Here is a 6,492-nt window from a genome sequence, read left to right as displayed (position 1 = left end):
GCGTGGCAAAAGCGGCACGCTTTCCAGTATCTTGCTGGATAACGCTGTTTGCGGCTGGCCAGTTTGTTGTCGAGGGCCGCGCTCTCAACTAAGTATCGATACTGAGGTAGATCCTTTTTCGGAGGGGCGAATGCGATCTTTGAAACTCGGCTTGGCTGCCACGGCGGTCATCTTCGCACTTTCGGCGACGGCTCATGCCGACTGCGTCAGAGTGGGATCCGTTGGCGAGTTCGCGAGCCACGATGTCGCCGCGCTCTTTGCGACGAACGGTCTGAAAAACATCATCTACGGGCAGGGCCGCGAGGGCAAAGGCCCTGTCAGCCTGAAGTGCGAAGACGGCACGGGGACAACGACGTGTCGCGCCTCGCAGATGGCGTGCAAAGTGTCGGAGCCCAAAGCCTGCCTGGGCGCTTGGTTGTGCTTCTGACCCGTTGCCCGGCGCGGATTGAAGAATAGCGCGGGACCGGACGAGAGCTTCGATCCGCTCGAGGATGCTTCGTCGATAGCCGAGGTTCGGCTATCGACGACCACGCCAGCTTGTGGCCAGGCCGGCCCTACTCCGGATTGTCCGGCTCGACGAGCTTCGCGAGCTGCGCGAGCGATTGCTGCCAGCCGAGATAGCACGCTTCCGCTGGGATGACGGCCGGCACGCCCGCCTGCTCGATGTTGATCTCGGTGCCGCAGGACACGGCCGTGAGCTTCACCGTCACCGACATGACGCCCGGAAGATTCGGATCGTCGAAGCGGTCCGTGTAGCGGATGAGCGTGTGGGGTACGAGCTCCACATACTCACCACCGAAGGAATGGCTCTTCTCCGTCGTGAAGTTCTTGAACGACATCTTGAAGGTGCCGCCGGCTTTCCCCTCGAAATGATGGACCGTGCACGTGAAGCCGTACGGGGGCAGCCATTTGGCCATGGCATCGGCATCGAGGAACGCACGGTAGACTTTCTCCGGCGTGGTGGCGAAAACGCGGTGCAGGCGAATGGTGCTCGTTTCCGGCATTTTCGCTTCCTGCTTCTTGGACATGGGTGTCTCCTGTGTTGACCGCCGGTGGAGCGGAGTGACAAGGGCAGTTCCGCCCGTCGATATCAAGACGTTCGACACGCCTCGCTCCCGACACCTCACCCTGGAGATTTTGATCTTGCGGGCAACCTTTGGCACCTGGACGAGCCAAGCCGTTGAAACTCAGGCAAACAGCCCCCGCCTCACCGTCGCTGCGGCGCAAGACGCCCGACCTCGCCAACGAACGCCGCATGCGCCGCCGCATCCACCGGCTGATGCTTGACCGTCGTGCTCGCCGGGTCCTTGCCGAGATAGTTGTCGCCGCGCCAGTTCGTGACCGGCCGGATGGGACGCGGCGCGAACCCGCCTCCGCAGTTCGGGCACACGTTCTGCAGCACGTGCTCCACGCAGTCCGCGCAGAACGTGCACTCGTACGAGCAGATGCGCGCGTCCGTCGCTTCGGGCGGCAGCGCCGTATTGCAGTTCTCGCACGTCGGTCTGAGTTCGAGCATCCTTGTCTCCCGGTCAAGCGACGAGCTTGTCCACCTTCGCAAACGTGCTCAGCGTGAGCCACGACGTGAGGCTTGCTTCGAGCGGCCGGCTGCCCGTGATCGTGAGCCGCCCCTCGCGCTTCGCCCGCGCCGCCGTGAGATATCCCATCCAGATCTCGGTCAGAGTCCTGAGGTCGGTCGCGAGATAGAGATCCACGTCGAAGCCGGGATCTGACGAGCAGAGATCGACCTCCTGTCCGGGCGCGACCACCAGCCACCAGGTCCGCTGCGCTTTCGGAAGATCGCTGAAGATGACCTCGATCGTGCTCCGTTTGCGCGGCATCGGCTTCGGATCGATGTTGCGCCGGATGTCCCACATCAGCAGGTTGGGATCGAGGTTCTTGAGCGACGCATCGGTCTCGATCCACCGCTGGCCCCACGCGCCGACCGCTTCGATGACGGGGCGCAGATCCTCGCCCGCTTTCGTCAGACGGTATGCGATCGTGCCGGGCTCGTCCGCAGCGCGGTGCCGCGTGACGATGCCCGCCGCCTCGAGATCCTTGAGGCGCTTGGAAAGTAGCGCAGGCGACATGCGCGGCACGCCGCGGCGCAGCTCGTTGAAACGCGTCGAGCCGGAGACAAGCTCGCGCAGCAGAAGCAGAGTCCAGCGCGAGCATAGAATCTCTGCCGCCATCGCCACCGGGCAGAACTGGCCGTAGCTGCCTTCGCTCATGGATTGCTCCCTGGATTGGCGCCCCATCGCCGCGCAACCTACGCCGTCGAATGAGCCGCGACCAGTTCAGTTTCTGTATCGCCGGGGTTCAGTTGCTGAACTGGAGGCCGCCGCGCCTGCCGTGCGATCTGGCTCGGCGCGCGGGAGCAGGTTCCCGCAGCAGCGAAAACGAAAGGAAACACATGCCACTGATCGACATCGAGCTGATCGAAGGCGTCTTCGACGCCCGCCAGAAGCAGGCCATGATCGGGAAGATCACGGACGCCATGGTCGAGATCGAAGGCGAGGCCATGCGCTCTGTCACCTGGGTGCGCGTGCACGAGGTGGCGAGCGGCCACTGGGGCATCGGCGGCAAGGGCATGACAGCCGCCGACGTGAAGGCCATCCAGGCGGGCGGCAGGAAATAGGCGATGCACGATCCAGGCGCGCTGCGCCTGGATCCTTCGCCGTCGTATGGAAGGGCTAGATTGCGCTTAGTCGCGCACAGCGACCGCGCGCAATGCAGGCGCCGTCGCGACGGACGTCATTCCGTCCTGGGCTGTCACGGCCGCGGCGTCGCTCGGCAACATCCAGAGGATGCGCCGCGTACCCTCGACGCCGTCACGAGCCATCGCCAGACCGCTGGCGACAAGGGCGACGCCGAAAAAGGAGAGCAGGGTATCAAACCGCCGCACGCCCGTGTGCTGGTAAATGAGCACCATCGCGCCGATCGAAATAGGAAGCAGCGCCGCCAGAACGATGACCGGAGACTGCATGGTCGCTCCACTTTTGTGCCGCCCCGCACGGGCGGTCGAGGTTCAATTTTCATCCTAGATAGGGGACGATCACGACAGGCGTGTTAAAGCCTGTGGACCGCGGAAACCCCCACTGGAACGCCTGCGGCACGAGGCTTGCCCGCCTCCCCGATGTGACGGAACATGGTCCCGAAACCTGAAGGCCAGCTGACAGCCGATCGGAAAAGTTGGCGTACCGGCACGCCCCGGCGGGCGCTTGCGGTAGGACGGCTATTTCGCTGCGGCACCAGGGTCTTTGCCCGCCTCGACGGCCCACCCCTGCGCCCCTTAGTCCCTTGCCGCATCGCCCGGCGCACAGGTAAATGCGCCTATGATTCACCTCGACAACATCAGTAAGCAGAACGGCCACCAGATCCTCTTCATCGAGGCCTCGGCGGCACTGCTGCGCGGCGAGAAAATCGGCCTGGTCGGCCCGAACGGCGCCGGGAAAACCACGCTGTTCCGCCTCATCACCGGCCAGGAGCAGCCGGACGAGGGGCAGGTCTCCGTCGATCGCGGCGTCACCATCGGCTACTTCAGCCAGGACGTCGGCGAGATGGGGGGCCGCAGCGCCGTGTCCGAGGTCATGGACGGAGCCGGGCCCGTGAGCGCGCTTGCCGCGGAGCTGGCCGATCTCGAAGCAGCCCTGGCCGATCCCGACCGCGCCGGCGAAATGGAAGCCCTCATCGAGCGCTACGGCGAGGTGCAAGGCCGCTTCGAGGAATTGGGCGGCTATGCATTGGACGGACGCGCACGCGAGGTGCTGGCGGGCTTGTCCTTCAGCCAGGATATGATGGACGGCGACGTCGGCAATCTGTCGGGTGGCTGGAAGATGCGCGTCGCCCTTGCTCGCATCCTGCTCATGCGCCCGGACGTGATGCTGCTCGACGAGCCGAGCAACCATCTGGACATCGAAAGCCTGATCTGGCTCGAGGAGTTCCTGAAGGGCTACGAAGGTGCGCTCATGATGACCTCGCACGACCGCGAGTTCATGAACCGCATCGTGGGCAAGATTGTCGAGATCGACGGCGGTACGCTGACCTCCTATTCGGGCGACTACGAATTCTACGAGCAGCAACGCGCGCTGAAGGAGAAGCAGCAGCAGGCGCAGTTCGAGCGCCAGCAGGCCATGCTGGCGAAGGAGATCCGGTTCATCGAGCGCTTCAAAGCGCGCGCCTCGCACGCGGCCCAGGTGCAGAGCCGTGTGAAGCAGATCGAGAAGATCGAGCGCGTCGAGCCGCCGCGCCGGCGTCAGGCCATCGCTTTCGATTTCCCGCCGGCGCCTCGGTCGGGCGAGGACGTGGCGACGCTCAAGAGCGTGCACAAGAGTTACGGCAGCCGCAGCATCTACGAGGGGCTCGACTTCCAGGTTCGCCGCAAGGAGCGGTGGTGCGTGATGGGTATCAACGGCGCCGGCAAGTCGACGCTGCTGAAGCTCGTGGCAGGTGCGGCCGCGCCGGACGAGGGTACGGTCTCGATCGGCGCCAGTGTCAAGATGGGTTACTTCGCCCAGCACGCCATGGATCTGCTCGACGGCGAGCGCACCGTGTTCCAGTCGCTCGAGGACGCGTTTCCTCAGGCGGGCACCGGCACATTGCGCACGCTGGCCGGTTGCTTCGGCTTTTCCGGCGACGACGTCGAGAAGCGGTGCCGTGTGCTGTCGGGCGGCGAGAAGGCGCGCCTCGTGATGGCGAAGATGCTGTTCGATCCGCCCAACTTTCTCGTCCTCGACGAGCCGACAAACCACCTCGACCTGATGACGAAGGAAATGCTGATCAAGGCGCTGGCGCTCTATGAGGGCGCCATGCTGTTCGTCTCGCACGACCGCCACTTCCTGGCCGGCTTGTCGAACCGCGTTCTGGAGCTGACGCCGGAGGGCATTCACCAGTACGGCGGTGGCTATACCGAATACGTCGAGCGCACCGGTCAGGAAGCTCCGGGTCTTCGGAGCTGACGCTGGATCGTGTTCCCGGCGGAACATCGTTGACGGACATCATCCCCCACACTGAAGCTGATCGAGTGCGCCTTGAAGCGCCGCAGCCCGGTTGGAGAGTTCGATGGCGAACGTCGATAATGTGGCCGATGACGCCATCGCGAGCGGCGTGACGCGCGACGCCGGCTTCTGGAAGCGAGCGCTCGCGCTCCTGATTGATGTAGGCGTGGTCGGAACCATCGTCTCGACCCTGTACCTGCTGCTCGCCGCCGCGGAGCCGAACATCGGCCGCATCGTGACGTTGAGCACGCCGTTCGGCATCGGCACGGTGGAACGCACGATAGACAGCAGGAGCACCGAGACCACGGACGCGGACGGCGATAAAGTCATCAAAACCGACAAGATCATCGAGCGGTCCGTGCTCGACACGTGGGTCTATCGCTACAGGATCGAAGAGACGGCGCGCGAGACTGAAGGCGCGGTCTACACTGTCACCCTGCGCACGAGCCTGTCGTGGCAGATCGACCCGGCGACCGGCCAGCCCATCGAGACGGTGGAGGTCAACGAGATCGTGCTCGCCGTGCTGATGCTCTATTGGATCTTCACGGATGCCAGCCTTTATCGAGGCGGCCTCGGCAAGCGGGTTCTGGGGCTCGAGGTTGTCGACGCGCAAGGACAGCGCCTCACTCTGGCGGCTGCCGCGGCCCGCAACCTCCTGAAAATCCTGTCGGCCGCGATCATTTGCGTCGGCTTCATGATGGCCGGATGGACGCAGCGCAAGCAGGCGCTTCACGATAAGATCGTTGGCACATACGTCGTCACGCATTGAGCGCGATCCCTGGCTTCCCGCCCGTCGCTTGACCGTCGCCCGCCCACGGAGCGATGATCCCTTTTTATATCCAACTCATTTTCAGGCGGAGGTTTCAGGATGTCCGTCTTTTTCGACATCGCCAAAGTCGCTGCCGTGGCCTGTGCTGCACTGGTCATGGGCACGCCCAATGGCACGTCCCAGTCGACGCTTCTGCCGCCGCCGGCGGCCGCGCAGGATGCTCCCGTAAGCACGGGGCCCGCCGCCGAGCAACGGGCATTCGACACCGCAAAGGCAACCGGCACCGTCGAGAGTTGGAACGGATTTCTCGCCCAGTTTCCGGGTGGCTTTTACGCCAGCGTGGCCCGCGCCGAAATCCAAAAGCTCAAGGCCCGGCAGACTGGCCCCGCTTCTGGCGAAAGCGCTGGGAGCGCCCTGACGCCGGCCCGGTCCGTCCCGTGTGGCGATGTCCCGTCGCTGCAGTCGCCAGTCTCGGAGGCGGCGGCAACGTTGAAGTTCGTCAACGCCTCCGATGGCCTCCGCGTCGTCTTCTGGATTGACTACGCTGGAGACCGCAAGGAGTACGCACGCGTCGCCCCGGGAGGGGAATTGGCGCAGCAGACGTTCCAGGACCACGTCTGGCTCGTGCAAACCGAGCTTGGGCACTGCGTCGGCGTCTTCCTTGCGGGCAAGGGCACCACGGTCGCGAACCTCGGCGCTCCCGACCCGGGAAACAGATAGGCGGCCGGT

At 64.4% G+C, this 6,492-nt stretch carries 9 protein-coding genes; 5 read left to right on the top strand and 4 right to left on the bottom strand.

The annotated features are described in order from the left end of the window. The first annotated feature begins 130 nt into the window (after window positions 1–130). A complete protein-coding gene (locus tag QZV93_RS12440; RefSeq protein WP_295558869.1) occupies window positions 131–427 on the top strand; it encodes a hypothetical protein in 297 nt (98 codons plus the stop codon). A 127-nt stretch (window positions 428–554) separates the two neighbouring features. Here the strand turns inward: QZV93_RS12440 and QZV93_RS12435 are convergent, their stop codons facing one another. The 3 genes from QZV93_RS12435 to QZV93_RS12425 form a co-directional block, all read right to left on the bottom strand. Continuing rightward, window positions 555–1,004, bottom strand: a complete 450-nt coding sequence (locus QZV93_RS12435; RefSeq protein ID WP_295558876.1) for an SRPBCC family protein — start codon at window positions 1,002–1,004, stop codon at window positions 555–557. A gap of 203 nt (window positions 1,005–1,207) precedes the next feature. Further along, window positions 1,208–1,516 carry a DUF1272 domain-containing protein gene (locus QZV93_RS12430; protein ID WP_295558868.1) on the bottom strand — a complete coding sequence of 103 codons (309 nt, stop codon included), beginning with the start codon at window positions 1,514–1,516 and terminating at the stop codon, window positions 1,208–1,210. Between the two features lie 13 nt (window positions 1,517–1,529). Further along, a complete protein-coding gene (locus QZV93_RS12425; protein ID WP_295558866.1) occupies window positions 1,530–2,228 on the bottom strand; it encodes a winged helix-turn-helix transcriptional regulator in 699 nt (232 codons plus the stop codon). 182 nt (window positions 2,229–2,410) lie between these two features. Here QZV93_RS12425 and QZV93_RS12420 point away from each other — a divergent pair, with 182 nt between their 5' ends. Beyond that, complete coding sequence (locus tag QZV93_RS12420) at window positions 2,411–2,635, top strand: tautomerase family protein (protein ID WP_295558864.1); 225 nt, start codon at window positions 2,411–2,413, stop codon at window positions 2,633–2,635. A gap of 66 nt (window positions 2,636–2,701) precedes the next feature. Here the strand turns inward: QZV93_RS12420 and QZV93_RS12415 are convergent, their stop codons facing one another. Next, entirely contained in the window at window positions 2,702–2,983 is a 282-nt protein-coding gene (locus QZV93_RS12415) for a hypothetical protein (RefSeq protein ID WP_295558862.1), read from the bottom strand. Between the two features lie 349 nt (window positions 2,984–3,332). On the opposite strand from QZV93_RS12415, the gene QZV93_RS12410 reads away from it, so the two are divergent. The 3 genes from QZV93_RS12410 (at window position 3,333) to QZV93_RS12400 (ending at window position 6,483) form a co-directional block, all read left to right on the top strand. After that, a complete protein-coding gene (locus QZV93_RS12410) occupies window positions 3,333–4,955 on the top strand; it encodes an ABC-F family ATP-binding cassette domain-containing protein (RefSeq protein WP_295558861.1) in 1,623 nt (540 codons plus the stop codon). A gap of 103 nt (window positions 4,956–5,058) precedes the next feature. After that, complete coding sequence (locus QZV93_RS12405; protein ID WP_295558860.1) at window positions 5,059–5,763, top strand: RDD family protein; 705 nt, start codon at window positions 5,059–5,061, stop codon at window positions 5,761–5,763. Between the two features lie 99 nt (window positions 5,764–5,862). Then, window positions 5,863–6,483, top strand: coding sequence for a hypothetical protein (locus QZV93_RS12400; protein ID WP_295558859.1), 621 nt, complete (start codon window positions 5,863–5,865; stop codon window positions 6,481–6,483). The last annotated feature ends 9 nt before the right edge of the window (window positions 6,484–6,492 follow it).

Origin of the sequence: uncultured Hyphomicrobium sp. (assembly GCF_902826555.1) — a bacterium.
Classification (GTDB): Bacteria; Pseudomonadota; Alphaproteobacteria; order Rhizobiales; family Hyphomicrobiaceae; genus Hyphomicrobium_C.
The sequence above is the reverse complement of the archived record's forward strand: the minus strand, read 5'-3'. Positions and strand labels throughout refer to the sequence as shown.